The sequence below is a fragment of the Microtetraspora sp. AC03309 genome (assembly GCF_020826795.1).
GTDB lineage: Bacteria > Actinomycetota > Actinomycetes > Streptosporangiales > Streptosporangiaceae > Microtetraspora > Microtetraspora glauca.
Genome location: NZ_JADDIL010000085.1, coordinates 23,782 through 39,495, shown reverse-complemented (window position 1 = coordinate 39,495; position 15,714 = coordinate 23,782). Strand labels below are relative to the sequence as shown.

Below are 15,714 nucleotides of genomic sequence, written 5' to 3'. Positions count from 1 at the left end.
GTGGGGGGCATGGTCTCGGGGGCGGCGCCGGAGACGGTGCCGGAGGCGGAGTTCCGCTCCTACTACGGGCATCCCGTGATCAAGCGCCCGATCTGGCACGTGCCACACATGCCGCTCTACCTCTACCTGGGCGGACTGTCCGGGGCGTCGTCGCTCACCGCGGTCCTGGCCGGGCTCACCGGACGCCACCGTCTGGCCCGCGCCGCGCGGATCACCGCCGCCCTCGGGGCGTCCACGGGATCCGCCTTCCTGATCGCCGAGCTCGGCCGGCCCGCGCGGTTCCTGAACATGCTGCGGGTGTTCAAGCCGACCTCGCCGATGAGCGTCGGGTCGTGGATCCTGGCCGCCCAGGGCGGGCTGTCGGCGGCGGCCGCCGCGTCGGACGTGACGAGGATCCTCCCCGCCGTCGGTGACGCCGCCGCCCTGGCGACCGTGGTGACCGGACCGTTGACCGCGACCTACACGGCCGTGCTGGTGGCCGACACCGCCGTGCCCGCCTGGCACGCGGGCTACCGGGAGCTGCCGTTCCTGTTCGCCGGCAGTGCGTTGGCCAGCGCCGGAGCGGCGGGAATGCTGGCCACGCCCCGGGCGGAGGCCGGTCCCGCCCGCGCCGTGGCCCTCCTCGGGGCCGCCGTGGAGACGGCCGCCGCCACGCTCCTCGAACAACGGCTGGGGCTGGTCGGCGAGCCGTACCGGCAGGGCAGGGCCGGACGCCTGCTGCGTGCGGCGCGTGCTCTGACGGCGGGCGGCGGCCTGCTCACTCTGCTCGCGGGACGCAGCCGCGTCGCCACCGCCGCGTCCGGACTCGCCCTCACCGCCGGGGCGCTGTGCACCCGGTTCGGCGTCCTGGAGGCGGGCCGCGCCTCCGCCGCCGATCCGAAGTACACGGTGGTGCCGCAGCGGGAGCGCGTCGAGACGGCAGGGCCGGCCTCCGTTCCCGGCCGATGAGTTCGGCTCCCGCGGACCGACCGCCGGTGCTTCCGGCGGTGGTGCAGGCACAGAACGGCCCCCGCCCTCGTCGGGGGCGGGGGCCGTTCTCGTCCGCGCTGATGCGATCAGCAGCGGTCGGCGCCGTCGAAGTTCCTGGGGCCCCGCGGCACTTTGCTCTTGATGGTGTCGCCGGGCCGGGCGGTCTGGCAGCTCCCGTCCACGCCGTTCGCCCAGACGATCTTCAGGTTCAGCGAGTAGCCGCAGTCGTTTCGGGCGTAGCCGGTCTTGGTGATGGTGCCGGTGTTCTGCCAGACGGCGACGCAGGACGGGGCGTTGCCCGTCGGGATCGCCGAAGTGGACGCCGCGGCGATGCCGTGGATGGCGAAGACACTGATGCCGACGCCGAGAGTGGTCGTGGTGAGCGCGGTCCTGAGACGTGTACGCACGGCCGATGGTCCCTTTCTCTGCCGGGGGGAATGATGAGCGCGATCCTCCCGTCCTTGCAGGGCTGTCGCGCATCGTGCGGGCAAGGCGGGAGCAAGGTCACCATCTCAACGGTGCCGGGGGTTCGGCTACGGCCGCGATCGACAAGGCGTTTCCGGCGGCTTGATGGCGTGGCGACCGTAACGATATGCGGGCGTCGCTGGAAATGGGGTGGCACCGCGCATAGGGGATGAACTGCGGAGATGCCCGATATCTGGCGGCCGCGGAATGACGCGGCGTGCTCCCGTGACGGCGCTCAGCGCAGTCGCAGCGCGGCGCCGTCGCGTGCGACGAGCTCACCGATGACGGGGGCGCCCGGAACCTCGCCCACCACGAGCAGGCCCCCTGACGTCTGCGCGTCGGCCAGCAGCAGGAGTTCGGCGGCGCCGCAGTGACCCGGATCGAGATGGGGTTCCACCCAGGCCAGGTTGCGCCGGGTGCCACCACTCACATAGCCGTCTCGCACGGCCTCCCTCGCGCCCTCCAGGTACGGCACGGCCGCCGTCTCCACCACCGCCGTGACGCCGCTCGCTCTGGCCAGCTTGTACAGGTGGCCCAGGAGCCCGAAGCCGGTCACGTCCGTTGCGCACCCGGCTCCCGCCGCGAGCGCCGCCCGCGCCGCGTCCCGGTTCAGCGTGGTCATCGCGGCGACGGCCTGCGGGAAGACCTCGCCCGTCGACTTGTGCCGGGTGTTCAGCACGCCGATGCCGAGCGGTTTGGTGAGCGAGATCGGCAGGCCGGCCCGGCCCCCGTCGATGCGCAGCAGCCGGGCCGGATCGGCCAGGCCGGTGACGGCCATGCCGTACTTCGGTTCCGGGTCGTCGACGCTGTGGCCGCCCGCCACGTGGCAGCCCGCCGCCCGCGCGACGTCGAGGCCGCCGCGCAGCACCTCGCTGACGAGCTCCATCGGCAGCGTGTCGCGGGGCCAGCCCAGCAGGTTGACCGCCACCAGCGGCTCACCGCCCACCGCGTACACGTCGGACAGGGCGTTGGTGGCGGCGATCCGCCCCCAGTCGTAGGGATCGTCAACGACGGGCGTGAAGAAATCGGCCGTCGCGACGACCGCCCGGCCGCTCTCGATCCGGATCACGGCGGCGTCGTCCCCGTCGTCCAGCCCGACGAGCAGCTCACCGGCGGGAGAGAAGGCGTCGTCAGGGCGGCCGATGAGCCCCGAGACGATGGCCTCCAGCTCGCCGGGAGGGATCTTGCAGGCGCAGCCGCCTCCGTGGGCGTACTGCGTGAGCCGTATCGTGCCGTTCGCCGTACCGTCTCCCACGCGGGGTTCCCCGCCCCGGGGCGCGGTGATCGCCACCGGGCCGTTCCCCGCGCCGGATCCCGGCAGGGAAGATCCGGGCTCCGTCGTCGTTCCGGTCATGCCGCCTCACTTGATCGATCTGGACAGAAGTGGGGAGTTCATGGGTGCCGTTCGTGATGGCCCTTACCCGCCTGCCGATACGTTCTCCCCTGGAGGCGTCTGGGCGCCTGGTGGCCCCCGCGGTCTTCAAAATCGTTGAGGTCGAGGATCTCGGCCTGGCGGGTTCGATTCCCGTCCGCCTCCGCTACCAGGGAGAACGCGCGGGGACTCGTGAGAGACGATCACGGTTTCCCCGCCGACATCACCCCAGGGGTCGATGGGGAACAAAAGGGGAACGTCGCGTTACGATCTTGTCCGTGCTGCGTCATTCCGGTCCGGGAAACATCAGCTCGTCTCGGTAGTCTGAGAAGCGCGCTGTTGGCTACGGGCCGGGCAAGGGTCGACACCCACCGAAGGGCCCCGATGTCCGAAACGGCCAGCCGCCGCCGCGGCGAGGCGCGATGAGCATCCGCAGCCTCGCCGCCGCAGCCGCCCGCTGGACCGCCCGCCGTTTCGGCTACCAGGCCACCCAACCGAACCAGACGTGGCAGCGTCAGGCGTGGGCGTACTACGACTCGACCCCCGAGGTGCGGTACGCGGCGACGTGGATCGGCAACGCCATGTCGAAGGGGCGGCTGATCGCCGGCCGCCGCGCGATGGACGGCACGGTCGACCCGCTCCCTGCCGAGCATCGCGCCTCCCAGCTGGTCGCGTCGATCGCTGGCGGCCCGGCCGGGCAGTCGCAGGTCCTCGGCGCGTTCGGCCCGCACTTGGTCGTCGCGGGCGAGCGCCCGGTTTCCGGTGAATGCCGCATTCACCGGAAACCGCGTCCGCCGGGCGCCGCGCGTCCGGTCAGTCCGCGATGTAGCTGATCGAGCGCACCTCATACCCGGATGAGCGCGACCCGGTGACGTGCATCAGCATGGCCCCACCCTCGTAGGAGTAGGCGCAGCTGAAGCCCTTCGGCTCGGCAGTGCACCCCTGGCGGTAGTACGTCACGCCGGCCGGGTCGAACTTCGTGCGGAACAGGGAGGAGACGGCCGCCGTCGAGGCGACCTCCAGCCCGCGATCGCGATCACCCTTCTGCCACGCGGAGAACAGGTACGCCGCCGCCGTCGACGGGCGGGTGAGGTGGCGGGACTCGTAGACCCGTGTCACCTTCGTCCCCGAGACGATCATCAGGATCCCGTTCAGGCCGCCCGGCACCCGAACGCTGGTGTGCGTGAACCGGCACCGGTTCCCGGTGCACCCGGTGAAGCCGTCCGGCGCGCGGTAGACGTAGGAGAACAGCGTGTTCACCGCGGACGGCGAGGCGACCCGGGCCGCCGCCGCGCGGTCGCCGCGCAGCCAGGCGCCGAACAGCCGCTTGGCCACCGTCGCCGGCGCGGCCGGAGCGGTCAGGGCGGCCGGAGCGGTCAGGGCGGCCGGAGCGCTCGAAGCGGCGTGGCCACCTGACCCCGTCCCGGAGGCGGACGCGGAGGCGGGGGAGGGGAGCAACAGCGCGGCCGCGGCCATCGTCGCGGCCGCGCCCGCGAGCCATCGTATCGACATGATCGGGACGCTACCGGTGCCCACTTGCACGCGGTTTGCGCGGCGCTTGCGGCGTGGGGAACTGGGTGCGGTCCCATACGGCGTATTGCTGGGCGCCGGCCAGGCCACGGATCGCCCGGACCCGCTAGCCGCGGTGGACGCGCTCGCCCAGTTCGACACCGGGGCTCTCGATGGACGCGGTGAGCTGTGCCGTAGTGCCTTCTGGCTCCCGTGGGGTCAGGAAGCCGGCTCCAGGCGGACACAGCACCGGCCGGGGGCGGGAGCCAGGCACGCCTGCAGCCTGTCTTCGTCGAGCCCGTGAAGTACGCCGCGGAGCAGGTGGAGGTTCATGCCGCATACCGTCTGGGTGTGTTCGCGGGCGAGCGCGTGGAAGAGGCAGTTGCCCAAAACGATGACCTCACCGTCATGGCGGGGCTCGAATCCATACCGCTCCAGCAGGTCGAACACCCCCGTGTGGTCCTGGCCGGCCAGCCACGTGCCCAGTTCATGGGCTTTGCGGTGCAGGACGGTCCGCACCGGCTCACCGGTGTCTTCGGACTCCTCCAGGGCCTGGGCGAGAAGCCGTCCGGCCAGTTCGTAATTCCGTTCCGGCAGGCTGACGGTGACCTGCTTGGTGGAGCGCTTATAGAGCTTGGCGGGCCTGCCCGCACCCGGACCGGTACGCCCGCTGCGCCGCTCGTAGACGACGTCGAGCAGTGATTCGTCGGCGAGGCGCTCCAGGTGGAAGGCCGCGGTCCGCAGGGCCAGGCCAAGGGCGGCGGCAGCCTCATCGCGGCTGACCGGGCCCGGCTGGCGCACGACGTGGTCGTAGAGCCTCCTGCGGGTTGGCTCGTCCAGAGCGGCGACGGCGGAGACGTCGGCGTGGGGTGCTTCTTTCGGATGGTCCACGAACACCATTCTAAAACCCAAAGTCATTGACGAAAGAGAGTCCGTGCGCTTCTATCGTAAGCAAGTGTTGCCGATAGAAGGAAGGGCGTCATGTCGTCCGCAACCACCACGTCCGCCACCCCGAGACGGGCTGCGCTGGCCGATCCCGGCTACCAGGCGTTCGTCATCCTGCGCACCGGGCTCACCGTGGCACCGATCCTGTTCGGGCTGGACAAATTCACCAACCTGCTCGTGGACTGGCCCACCTACCTCGCACCCTGGATCAACGACGTCGTTCCAGGCAGCGCCCAGGCAGCCATGTACGCCGTGGGTGTCATCGAGATCGTGGCGGGCCTCGTCGTCGCGCTCGCCCCGCGCTTCGGGGGCTGGCTGGTGGCCGGATGGCTGGCCGGCATCATCCTCAACCTGCTGACCATCCCCGGTCACTATGACATCGCGCTGCGCGACTTCGGCCTCCTGCTCGGCGCAGTCGCCCTCGCCCGGCTCGCCCAGCGCTATCACGGCACACGGCAGTCGCGCTGAAGAACCCGCAACAGACATCGCAGGTCGGCGTAGGAGGTCCGTGGCCTCCTACGCCGACCCGCCTTGCGGCTGAACGTACCGGCCTTTAGGTGCTGGTCAGCTGCTCGCCGCAGGCGGGGGCAGGAGATGGCTGCGCGCACCTCGACCACGGCTCCGCATCCGGGACAGACCTGGCCCAGCCGACAGGGCGGCCTCTCCGCCGTCTGCCTCCTCGCGAATCGCGGCCAGGGACGAGGCGGTGCGGATGGTCGGGCCGGGGCGCCCCGGACCCTCACACCTGGCGTTGCGACCGAACCGCTGCCTAGCTGAAGAGGGCCCGGCACAGGAACTGGCCCGGCATACGGGTAAGAACCATAAAGCTCTAGTCATGCCTAGGACACGTGAGGGGCGGCATCCGACAACGATGGCCATTGCGCCCGTACGACCAAATACCGATATGCGGTTTTTCCTGCACAGATGCGCTGGTCAGGCACAGGGCAGGGCCGGATAGACCATGCGGGTCCCGGTCGGTTGCCCCACCGAATCCGAGCAGTACGCGCGCGCGTTGGACGAGATGCTCCTTCGCGTGACGGCCGACGTCGGCGCGCACATCGGTGCGATCTACCTCCTGGCCGACGCGGATCGGGTCCTCCTGATGGATCGGGTGATCGGCCTGCCCCTCCAGATCGCGAAGCCGTGGGCGCGGATCAGGGTACAGAGTCTGGTGCCCGTCGCCGCCGCCGCCGCCCGCGAGCGACGGCTGGTGTGGGTGTCCGATCACCATGATCTGGCCCGCCGCTTTCCCGGGGCCGCGCTCGCCTTTCCGTACCAAATCGCGGTGGCCACCGCTCCCATTCACAGCGGTACACGCGACTTCGGCGTTCTGATGCTGGTGTGGCCCACGCTGCACCCACCGCAGCTCTCCGAAGGGGAGCGCGAGATCATCGATGCCGCCCGCCGGCAGATCGCCGACCTGCTGCGACGCGCGGCCGAGCACGGCGCCCCGGTGCTGCCGGGTGATCGGCCGTGCCTCCTGGCCCCGGCACGGAGCGACGAGGTGACGGGACAGCACACTCGCGCGGCGGTGGACTGCCTCAACCGGCTCCCCGAGAGCTGTGTGTCGCTGGATCTGGAAGGCCGCATCACCTACGCCACCACCACCGCGGCAGAGCTGCTCGGCGGCACCGTCGCGAGCCTGCTCGGACGACCGCCGTGGGAAGTGGCGGCGTGGCTGCGGAATCCGGTGTTCGAAGACCGCTACCGTGCGGCGATAGTCAGCCGGGAGGTCACGTCCTACACCGCCGAACTCCCCGACGGCGACAGCAGGTTTCTCCAACTGTTTCCGGATCGGTCGGGTATCACCCTTCGCATCACCTCGGTTCCGGCGGCCGAGCCCGCTGCCGAGGAGCACGGGCGCGAGTCAGCTTCCGGTCCTGCCCGCGTTCCAGCGGCTCGGCCCCCGACGCTGGAGCGGGTGCGGGAACCGGTGTCCGGTCTGGACCGGCCGCCCCGGGCGGAAGCGTTCTACAACCTGCTCCATCTGACCGCGAGCCTCACCCGGGCGGTCACCATGCGGCATGTCGTCGATCTGGTCGCCGACCACGTCATGCCGGTGTTCGACGTCCGCGCCATGGCGATCGCGGTCCTGGAGTGCGGACGAATGCAGGTCATCGGGTCGCGCGGCTACGGCGCCGGCGTCGTCGACCGGTTCCAGGGCCTCCCGATTACCTTGTCGACGCCCGGCGAGCACGCCGTGCGCACCGGAGAGGCGGAGTTCTTCGCCATCTGGGACGAGTTCCAGCAGGCATACCCGCACGCCGTTCATTACGACGAGATGAACGCCTGGGCGTTCCTGCCGCTGATCGCCTCCGACCGGCCCGTCGGCATGTGCGTGCTCGCCTACGCCGAGCCGCACGCCTTCATCGCCGAGGAGCGATCCACCCTCACCGCGCTCGCCGGATTGACCGCCCAGGCCCTCGATCGCGCCCGCATCTACGACATCAAGGACAGGCTCGCCCAAAGCTTGCAGGCCGGCCTGCTGCCCAGCAACCTGCCGGCGGTCCCAGGGGTGGACGTCGCCGCCCGCTACCTGCCCGCGACCCATGGTGTGGGCATCGGAGGCGACTTCTACGACCTGATCCGCCTGGACGACAGCGCGGTCGCCGCGGTCATCGGCGACGTCCAGGGACATAACATGACGGCCGCCGCGCTCATGGGACAGGTGCGCACCGCCGTCCACGCCCACGCCGCGACCGGCGCCGGCCCTGGTCAGGTCCTCACCCACACCAACCGGCTACTCCTCGACCTGTCTCCCGACCTCTTCACCAGCTGCCTGTACGTCCACCTCGACCTGAAGCGGGGCGCCCTGTACGCGGCCAGCGCCGGCCACCTCCCGCCGCTGTTGAGCCTCCCGGACGAGCCCGGGCGGATCATCGACGTGCCTCCCGGAGTGCTTCTCGGCATCGACCCCGGCGCCACGTATCCCACCCTCGAACACCCCCTTCCGCCCGGCGCACTGCTCGCCCTCTATACCGACGGCCTGGTCGAAAGCCCCGGCGGTGACCTCGGCCGCGCCATCGCGAACCTCGCCGCCGACCTCACGCACGGCCCAGACCGGCCCCTTCAGCAGATCGCTGACACCCTGCTCCAGCGTGCCCCGCACAGCCGGCAACGCTCCGACGACATCGCCCTGCTCCTCCTCAAAACCGAGATCTGAGGTCCTGACAGGCGTGAACATCAGAGGGATCTCATGGTCGCTGACATGCGTTTGCCTCCTCCTGAGCCCCTCCAAAGGTGATTCAAGAAGCAGACGCTAGGCCATGGCGTCCGAGTCGGCGGGCCCCTCGACACCTTCTGAGACTTACGCCATCGAAGCGGACGGTACGCATGTTGATCAGGATGGCCAGGCAGGTCAGGGTGACGGCGGAGAGATTGCCCTGACCCGCCCGATCATGCTCGGTGCCATGGGCCCGACTAAGGAGGGCCGCGGCGTCGATCGCCCCAGCCCTGGACGGCGAGCACCGACGCAGGCGATCGTCACGGCATCGGCTGCGCCCCCCTCTTTTTGGGGTTCGTACGTGGAAGCGCGATGGGCGGCGAGGACATCGAGCGGTAGGGCCCGGATGGCTGAGCTCGGGCTGGTCGGCCGCCCGCCCAAGAAGCGCCGGTCGCTGACCCGGCAGGGCAAACGGCGAGCGGCGCCGGACCTGGTCGGCCGCACATTCACCGTGGTCACTGACCGTCGCTTCACTCCAGATGGCGGTGGCCACCAGGGGCGGGAATGTGGATGGGGTGATCTTTCACTCGGACCGCGGGTCGGAGTACACCGCTGCCCGCTACCAGGCCGAATGCCGCAAGCACGGCATCGTGCAGTCGATGGGCCGAGTGGGATGCGCTCTCGACAACGCCGCGGCCGAGGCGTTCAACAGCACGCTCAAGGTCGAGTACGTGCACCGGCAGCGCTTTCGGACTCGGGCCGAGGACCGCGTGAAGATCGCGACCTGGATCACCGACTTCTGCAACACAAGAAGGAGGAACAGCGTGAACGACGGACTGTCGCCCATCGCATTCGAGCATCAGATGACCGAGAAGAGGCAAACGTCAACGGCCCTGCTGAGGGCCGGTGGGCATAGGACCGTCTCCACGTTTTCAGGGGATTAACACCATGAACATCTACAACGAGGTCTCGTCGGAGGAAACACGCCGGGCGCTGATACGTCTCGGCGAACAACTCGACTCCTAATGCATAAATCGTAAGAACAACTCGAAGCTGTTCCTCGGGACCCGACTTCGAGACCATCTCACTTGCCCGAGCAGGGGATATGCCGCCGGTATACGACCGGTATACGGCCTCCTGGATATGTTTGCCGCATCTGCGATCAAGAAGGAGGCCAATGAAGGCGGGAGTAAGAAAAGCGCTCAAGGCGGCTGTGATCGGTGGGCTGATGGCCGGAGCGATGATCGTTCCGGCGACGGCCGCGCACGCGGCGTCTTGGAACTGCAGCGACGCCCCTTATGGCAATGGCTGGTGGGCGAAGTGCAGCCAGGGCCCTAGCGGTTACAACTATCAGGTGTGGGCCCGATGCTACAAGATCGGTACGACCAATTACACGATCAGGTGGGGCCCCTGGCGGGCGATCAACCGCGAGCCGTCCATCGTGAGCTGCCAAAGCAACGAAGAGGTTGGTGGAGGCGGCGTCTTCCACGCATAGCCCGAGCCTGATCCGCGTGCGCTCCGGCCGGAGCGCACGCGGATCACGTGGGCGGCGACAGGGCGCCGCGCGTGCCGGCCGCGCCCTGTCGTCAAGGGACGAAGCACCACGGTGATGGGCGGTTCTGAAGGACGCCCGATCACAAGACGACGCCGACCGCGAGCTCCTGGTGATGTGTTCGTCATCTCGAACGGAAGAACTCCGCCACGAACTGAATGTGCAGGGGAAGGCGAGTTTCCGCGGCCTGTCGATCAGCAGCCATTCCGAAGTCTCGGCCGTGGAGACGACCGGCGGAAGCTCGGCCGAGCCGGTACGCGGCCCCAGAGCGAAGACCAGCAGCGTGTCGTCAGGAGCGCTGAGCATGTCGAAGAGCCGCCGCTTGGCCTACCTCATGGTGACGAACGCCTTCTCGCTCCTGCGGCTGCCGCCCAGGAGCGATCATGACAAGGACATCGAGATCTTGGTGCTGGGGCACCTCGCGCTGCCGGTCCGCCCGGACACGATCCTGCGCAGGCATCGCGATCTCCTGCGGCGCCCCCACGCCGTGGCCAGCGCATCGCGGCGGTGTGGACGGCACGGGCGATCGTGACCGTGCACGTCAGCGATGCCACGCTGACCATCGAACTTCCCGACGACACCTGCGTGGTTCGCCGTACCACGACTTCAACCCGTCCGCAGTATCAAAGCGGCCCGGCCCCGCAAGGCCGGTCGTGTTTCCTCGGGCATCCGTCAAGTATGTGGTGGGACAGAACTGTCAATCATGTTCTGGGACTGGACATCAGCCGCGCACGAATCGGTCGCGCAGGGATCGGTCGAGCAGGGGTCGGTCGCGCAGGGATCAGCTAGGCACGAATCGGCCCGGCGCCGGGGGCGGCGTCGGCCAGCAGGAGCAGAGCCTGTCCCTGGCCGAGGCTGTGGCCGGTCTCGCGGTGCAGGGCGAGCGCCCGTGCGGCGCGTTCCGCGCCTCGTTCGACCCTTCCGAGGGTGAGGTCGGCCTCGGCCAGGGCGAGCAGCGCCCGGCCTTCCCATACGCGATATCCCGCGTCCTTCGCCAGGGCCAGGGCATGCTCCGCGTCGGCCGTGGCCACGGCGACGTCGGCCGTCGCGAGGCGGGTGGCGGCGAGCTCGATCCGGATCCTCGTGTCCAGCAACCGGTCGGCGATGACGTCGGCGGCGGCCTGGGCCCGCTGGAGATGCCGGAGCGCGGACGGCAGGCGCCCCAGGTACCGGTGCACCGAGCCGAGAGCGACCAGGACGCCGGCCTGAGTCCGCTCCCCGGCACCGCTCGCGGCGCGGACGGCCGCCTCGGCCTGCCGCAGAGCCTGCTCCCGGCGTCCGGCGTCGAGATGCACGGCCGCGCAGGCGGCCAGCACGAGAGGCTCTTCGACGGTGTTCCCGATCTTTCGGTAGATCTTCAGAGCGTGCTCGAAATGGCCGAGTGACTCCTCGAACCTGCCGAGGAGATGGCAGGCGTGACCGAGGGTGTCGAGTACGGCTGGATGCCCGTCACCCGAACCGGCCACGCGGTACCGCCTCAGCACGTCTTCGCAGTCCGCGACGGCCTGCTTCAGGTTTCCCGCATGCAGCGCCACGAAGGCGAGGTTGGCCAGGTTCACCGCCTGTCGCGCCATGTTTCCGCGTTCCAGGTCCAGTCTCAGGGCTTGGCGGTAGGAGTCGGCCGAACGCTCAAGCCTGCCCCGATCGAGGTGCAGGTTGCCGAGCACGGTGAGCGCGGACGCCCGGCACTCCGGCCAGTCGAGCCGTTCCGTCAGATCGATGACCCGATCGAGATGGCTGAACGCCTCCTCGGTCCGTCCGAGCCGACTGAGGGTCTGGCCGAGGGTGAGCCGGGCGCCGGCCTCGCCCCGCAGGTCCCGGGAGGCCCGCGCGGCGGCGAGCCCCGCCTCCGCCGTGGTCATGGCCGCGTCCGCATCGCCCGACAGCCAGTAGTAGCCGCGCAGCGCCATGGCCAGATGCCATGCCTCGCGCGGTGCGCCGCCTTCGGCGGCCTCCACTGTCGCGACCACCAGGTTGACCGACTCGGCGTCCAGCCATCTGCGGGCGTCACCGGCTTCCTCGAACCGTACGGCGGGCACGGGAAGGGGAGGCATCCGCAGCAGATGCGAGTAGAGCAGCCCGGCCGCGCTGTCCGCGGCGGACAGGTACCACCGGTACACCCGCCCGACGGCTACCACCCGCTCCTCGACGCTGTCCTCCGCGTGCGCTTGGGCCTGTGCGTACAGCCGGACGAGGTCGTGGAAGGCGAAGCGGCCCGCCACCCGCTCTTCGAGGAGATGCGCGGCCGCCAGCTGATCGAGCAGCCGCGCTGTCTGCTCCGGGCTCCGGTCCGAAGCGGCGGCGGCCGCCTCCACAGTGAAGTCCATGCCCGGCGCGATGCCGAGGAGGCGGAACATCCGCCGCTCCTCCGAGGACAGCGTCTCGTACGACCCGTCCAGGGCGGCGCGTACGGCCGTGCCGCTGTCACCGGCGATCTCCAGAGTCGCCAGCGGGTTGCCCTCGGCGAGTTCCGCGGCGTAGTCCGCGATCCGCCGCAGCGGGCGATCGGCCAGGTGGGCGGCCGCGATCCGGAGCGCCAGCGGCAGGCGCCCACACAGTTCGGCGATCTCCGCCACGGCCTCCGGCTCCAACGCGATCCGCCGCTCGCCGAGGAACGAGGCGAGCAGTTCCCGAGCCTCCGCCGGCGTAAGGACGTCGAGCGTGATCCGCCGCGCGCCCTCCCGAGCGATCAGCCCGCTGAGACGGTCACGGCTGGTGACGACCACGAGGCAGCCGAGGGCACCCGGCAGCAAGGGGCGGACCTGTTCGGCGGACGCCGCGTTGTCCAGCAACACGAGCATGCGCCGGTCGGCCAGGAGCGAACGGTATTGGGCCGCGGCCTGCGCCTGGTCGGACGGCATCCGCTGCGGGGGCGTGCCCAGCGCGCGCAGGAACGCTGTCAGCGCCTCCATCGGACGCAACGGCGGCTCCGCGGAGTACCCGCGCAGGTTCAGGTAGAGCTGCCCGTCCGGAAACCGGTGCGTGATCCGCTGGGCCCAACGCAGCCCGAGGGCGGTCTTGCCCACGCCGGCGGGCCCGGCGATGACCGCGAGGGCGACCGGCGCGGCCGCGCCTGCATGATCGCCGGACAGCGTCTCGTCGAGCACCTTGAGCGCATCCGCCCGGCCAGTGAATCCGTACACACCGGTCGGGAGCTCCCGGGGGACGGGCGGCGGCGACGGGTGCGGCGGTGACCAGAGATCCTCTTCGCCACGCAGCATCGCCTCGTGCAGCAGCCGCAGCTCGGGGCCCGGTTCGACGCCCAGCTCCTCGATGAGCAGGGAGCGGGTCCGCCGGAAGACCTCCAGCGCCTCGCTCTGCCGGCCGGACCGGTAGAGCGCGAGCATCAGGTGGCGTCGCAGGACCTCCCGATAGGGGTGCTCGTCCACCAACATGGTCAGTTCCGGCACCACGTCGGCGTGCCGGCCGAACGTGAGGTCGATGCCCACCCGTTCTTCTACGGCGCGCACGCGCTCCTCCTCCAGGCGGGCCGCGGTCTCGCGGATCAGCGGGATCTGGGCGATGCCGTCGTACGCCTTCCCCCGCCACAGTGCCAACGCCCCAGTCAGCAGCTCGCCCGCGCGCTTCAGGTCTCCGGTCTCCCGGGCTTGGCCCGCCTCGGCGGCGAGCTCGCCGAACCTGTCCGCGTCCGCCTCGCCGGGATGGACGGCCAGCAGGTAGCCGGAGGCGTAGCTGGTGATGCGCTGTGGCGCTCGGAGCACCCGGCGCAGCCGGTGCACGTACAGGCGCAGGTTCTCCGCGGCGGACGCCGGCGGCTCCTGCCACAGCGCCTCCAGGAGGCGCTCCCGGGAGACCGGGATGTTGGCGTGGCAGAGCAACACCGCAAGCAGGATCTGCTGCTTAGTGGAGGTCAGGCGTATCGCCTCGCCGCCGTTTCGCACGACGAGTGGGCCGAGAACTCCGAACTCCACGGTGGACACTCCCTGTGCGTCGAAGGCGTCGGTGCAGAACGTATACAGCCGGGCCGAAATCCACAAGATCGATTATGACTCGCGCATACCGCCCCATTTCATGCTGTGACCTGAAGCGAACGAGATCGCGGAGGAGGTGGTCGGCATGCGCAAGGGCCTCATCTGGACCTAGAACGCCCTGGACGTGAGGGGCGCTCCGCGCTTCGGGCCGGGCTGGCGATGCCCGAGGCGACCGTGATGAGCAGGATGCCGGGCAGCATGTAGTTCACATACGGGTCTGGGAGATGGGGTGGTGCTCCGCCTGCCGCCCCGAGTTTTGTCGCGGGCGGCGATCAGGGAAGCACCGATGATGTCCGACAGCGCGTTCGTCCCGAGCGACCCGACCGCGCCGATCCCGGCCAACAGCACCATCGGGCCCGGCTCGACCACGGCCAGGGGCACCAGCGCGCCTGCCAGAGCCAGTTTTCACGTGTCGTCGACACTTCCCACCAAGTGAGCAGAATCAGCAGCCCGGCTCTACCGCCCGGGCTGCCTACGTTTTGTGAGCGAGCGGCGGCCCGGAAGATCCGGACTCCATACATGCCCAAGCTGACTCGACACGACCTTCACCGGCAGCCCGGCCTCCATGGCGAGTGATGCCGCGGTGTGCCGCGCCTCGTGGAACGGAACCGCTCCGAAATCCGGTACGGAGAAAACGGCCGACCGTCCGCGCGCGGGAACACCAGGTCGTGGTCCACGTAGCTGTCACCCGCCGGTCGCGCGGGATGTCGCCGGACTGTGGATGAGGTAGTGAACTAAATGCTGCCGCCAACGGAGCAGTGACGATGCCTTTTTCCCGGCGGCTACCGGGCCCGCCCGGCGCGGCCGAGCTCCGAAGCCGTTCGCCGCCGGCGAGCCGCTCGGCCCGGGCGGGCAGAAGGTGATGCCGAGGTATACAAGTCAATCTCAAGCGTGATCTTCTACACCTACGGGTGTGAATATGACCCCTTCGCAGCAGCGCCGATCACTATCTCGCCGCACCCTGCTCCTGGGCGGGCTCGGCACCCTGGTCATCGGCGTACCGACCACGGTCGCCTGCACCACCGTCATACCGATCACCTCCGACCCCACACCGAGCACCACTAACCTCGCACCGAGCGCCACCCTCACCGGCCACACCGGCTGGATCTCCTCGGTGGCCTTCAGCCCGGACAGCACAACCCTCGCCACCGGCAGCCTCGACCACAGCGTGAAGTTGTGGCAGGCCCGCTGACCCAGTAGATCATCACCGCTTCAGCCCTACCACCAAAATCCGGTCCGACCCTCCCCGGAGGCCGGTTGGGGACCAGCTGATCCGCCGGAGGGGATCACAGGACTGGACTTCTGTGAATAGATCTCGCGCGCGCCCGCGCGTAGGGGGTCCGGAAAGTCCAGGAACTGGTCTGCTCGCCGGCTCAGCGCAGCGCCCCGAAGGGACCGAACTGCGAGAGCGAAGGGCTCATCGTCGCCGAGAAGGGCACCGAGGCGACCGTCGCCATGTACGAGCGGCAGCCGTACCGGGTGCCGTCCGGCAGCCGGTACACCATCCGCATCCCCCCGACGAGCGGCGCGAACTCGGCGACGTCCCCGAAGGCGTGCCCGTCGCCGAAGTGAAAGCCGGACCGCGCAAGCACCGCAAGCTGCTTGGCCGCGGGTGGATACCCGGGCGTACCCGACCGGCGTGTCGGCACCGGGGTTGCGGGACGTTTCCGAGACGATGCTCGGCATGACGACCGCCCCCGTAAGGGGCTACTCCTGCGGCCCGAAAATCCCCTCGACGAACAGCGCT

General features: G+C 69.8%; 14 protein-coding genes, 1 tRNA gene and 1 pseudogene. 10 read left to right on the top strand and 6 right to left on the bottom strand.

Features of this window, described 5'->3' with window-relative positions; translation table 11 throughout:
* Positions 1 to 948: NrfD/PsrC family molybdoenzyme membrane anchor subunit (nrfD, locus tag IMZ11_RS35855; RefSeq protein WP_308066888.1), on the top strand; the 948-nt coding region annotated here is incomplete at its 5' end.
* Between the two features lie 107 nt (positions 949 to 1,055).
* Here nrfD and IMZ11_RS35850 read toward each other — a convergent pair.
* Both IMZ11_RS35850 and selD read right to left on the bottom strand, forming a co-directional pair.
* Positions 1,056 to 1,376, bottom strand: coding sequence for a hypothetical protein (locus IMZ11_RS35850; RefSeq protein ID WP_228646877.1), 321 nt, complete (start codon positions 1,374 to 1,376; stop codon positions 1,056 to 1,058).
* Between the two features lie 293 nt (positions 1,377 to 1,669).
* Positions 1,670 to 2,788: a selenide, water dikinase SelD gene (gene selD, locus IMZ11_RS35845; RefSeq protein WP_228646876.1), complete on the bottom strand. Its 1,119-nt coding sequence runs from the start codon at positions 2,786 to 2,788 to the stop codon at positions 1,670 to 1,672.
* Between the two features lie 91 nt (positions 2,789 to 2,879).
* Between selD and IMZ11_RS35840 the strand changes: the two genes are divergently transcribed.
* A tRNA-Sec gene (locus IMZ11_RS35840) sits at positions 2,880 to 2,972 on the top strand.
* A gap of 256 nt (positions 2,973 to 3,228) precedes the next feature.
* Positions 3,229 to 3,639, top strand: coding sequence for a hypothetical protein (locus IMZ11_RS35835; protein ID WP_228646875.1), 411 nt, complete (start codon positions 3,229 to 3,231; stop codon positions 3,637 to 3,639).
* Here IMZ11_RS35835 and IMZ11_RS35830 read toward each other — a convergent pair.
* On the bottom strand, positions 3,620 to 4,318 hold the full coding sequence (locus IMZ11_RS35830; protein WP_228646874.1) for a hypothetical protein: 699 nt from the start codon (positions 4,316 to 4,318) through the stop codon (positions 3,620 to 3,622). The genes IMZ11_RS35835 and IMZ11_RS35830 overlap by 20 nt on opposite strands.
* 216 nt (positions 4,319 to 4,534) lie before the next feature.
* Positions 4,535 to 5,206 carry a metalloregulator ArsR/SmtB family transcription factor gene (locus IMZ11_RS35825; RefSeq protein ID WP_228646873.1) on the bottom strand — a complete coding sequence of 224 codons (672 nt, stop codon included), beginning with the start codon at positions 5,204 to 5,206 and terminating at the stop codon, positions 4,535 to 4,537.
* Positions 5,207 to 5,296: 90 nt separating this feature from the next.
* Between IMZ11_RS35825 and IMZ11_RS35820 the strand changes: the two genes are divergently transcribed.
* The 5 genes and pseudogenes from IMZ11_RS35820 (at position 5,297) to IMZ11_RS35800 (ending at position 10,507) form a co-directional block, all read left to right on the top strand.
* The gene (locus IMZ11_RS35820; RefSeq protein ID WP_228646872.1) at positions 5,297 to 5,728 is read left to right on the top strand and encodes a hypothetical protein; all 432 of its coding nucleotides are present in this window, start codon (positions 5,297 to 5,299) and stop codon (positions 5,726 to 5,728) included.
* 493 nt (positions 5,729 to 6,221) lie between these two features.
* Positions 6,222 to 8,423, top strand: coding sequence for a SpoIIE family protein phosphatase (locus tag IMZ11_RS35815; protein WP_228646871.1), 2,202 nt, complete (start codon positions 6,222 to 6,224; stop codon positions 8,421 to 8,423).
* A 503-nt stretch (positions 8,424 to 8,926) separates the two neighbouring features.
* Positions 8,927 to 9,367 (top strand): annotated as a pseudogene (locus IMZ11_RS35810) (transposase); the annotation flags it as partial.
* Between the two features lie 233 nt (positions 9,368 to 9,600).
* Complete coding sequence (locus tag IMZ11_RS35805; RefSeq protein ID WP_228646870.1) at positions 9,601 to 9,918, top strand: hypothetical protein; 318 nt, start codon at positions 9,601 to 9,603, stop codon at positions 9,916 to 9,918.
* Positions 9,919 to 10,135: 217 nt separating this feature from the next.
* Positions 10,136 to 10,507: a hypothetical protein gene (locus tag IMZ11_RS35800; RefSeq protein ID WP_228646869.1), complete on the top strand. Its 372-nt coding sequence runs from the start codon at positions 10,136 to 10,138 to the stop codon at positions 10,505 to 10,507.
* 253 nt (positions 10,508 to 10,760) lie between these two features.
* Here the strand turns inward: IMZ11_RS35800 and IMZ11_RS35795 are convergent, their stop codons facing one another.
* On the bottom strand, positions 10,761 to 13,907 hold the full coding sequence (locus tag IMZ11_RS35795) for a BTAD domain-containing putative transcriptional regulator (protein ID WP_228646868.1): 3,147 nt from the start codon (positions 13,905 to 13,907) through the stop codon (positions 10,761 to 10,763).
* A gap of 346 nt (positions 13,908 to 14,253) precedes the next feature.
* Here IMZ11_RS35795 and IMZ11_RS35790 point away from each other — a divergent pair, with 346 nt between their 5' ends.
* Positions 14,254 to 14,403 carry a hypothetical protein gene (locus tag IMZ11_RS35790; RefSeq protein WP_228646867.1) on the top strand — a complete coding sequence of 50 codons (150 nt, stop codon included), beginning with the start codon at positions 14,254 to 14,256 and terminating at the stop codon, positions 14,401 to 14,403.
* A 483-nt stretch (positions 14,404 to 14,886) separates the two neighbouring features.
* Positions 14,887 to 15,159, top strand: a complete 273-nt coding sequence (locus IMZ11_RS35785) for a WD40 repeat domain-containing protein (protein WP_228646866.1) — start codon at positions 14,887 to 14,889, stop codon at positions 15,157 to 15,159.
* A 181-nt stretch (positions 15,160 to 15,340) separates the two neighbouring features.
* Here the strand turns inward: IMZ11_RS35785 and IMZ11_RS35780 are convergent, their stop codons facing one another.
* Positions 15,341 to 15,559 carry a hypothetical protein gene (locus IMZ11_RS35780; protein WP_228646865.1) on the bottom strand — a complete coding sequence of 73 codons (219 nt, stop codon included), beginning with the start codon at positions 15,557 to 15,559 and terminating at the stop codon, positions 15,341 to 15,343.
* Positions 15,560 to 15,714 lie beyond the last annotated feature (155 nt).

Bases quoted from the DNA above. Each gene is read 5' to 3' on its own strand.
- IMZ11_RS35830 (WP_228646874.1), bottom strand. From the start codon at position 4,318: ATGTCGATACGATGGCTCGCGGGCGCGGCCGCGACGATGGCCGCGGCC.
- IMZ11_RS35820 (WP_228646872.1), top strand. From the start codon at position 5,297: ATGTCGTCCGCAACCACCACGTCCGCCACCCCGAGACGGGCTGCGCTG.
- IMZ11_RS35785 (WP_228646866.1), top strand. From the start codon at position 14,887: ATGACCCCTTCGCAGCAGCGCCGATCACTATCTCGCCGCACCCTGCTC.
- IMZ11_RS35805 (WP_228646870.1), top strand. From the start codon at position 9,601: ATGAAGGCGGGAGTAAGAAAAGCGCTCAAGGCGGCTGTGATCGGTGGG.
- selD (WP_228646876.1), bottom strand. From the start codon at position 2,788: ATGACCGGAACGACGACGGAGCCCGGATCTTCCCTGCCGGGATCCGGC.
- IMZ11_RS35835 (WP_228646875.1), top strand. From the start codon at position 3,229: ATGAGCATCCGCAGCCTCGCCGCCGCAGCCGCCCGCTGGACCGCCCGC.
- IMZ11_RS35815 (WP_228646871.1), top strand. From the start codon at position 6,222: ATGCGGGTCCCGGTCGGTTGCCCCACCGAATCCGAGCAGTACGCGCGC.
- IMZ11_RS35790 (WP_228646867.1), top strand. From the start codon at position 14,254: ATGATGTCCGACAGCGCGTTCGTCCCGAGCGACCCGACCGCGCCGATC.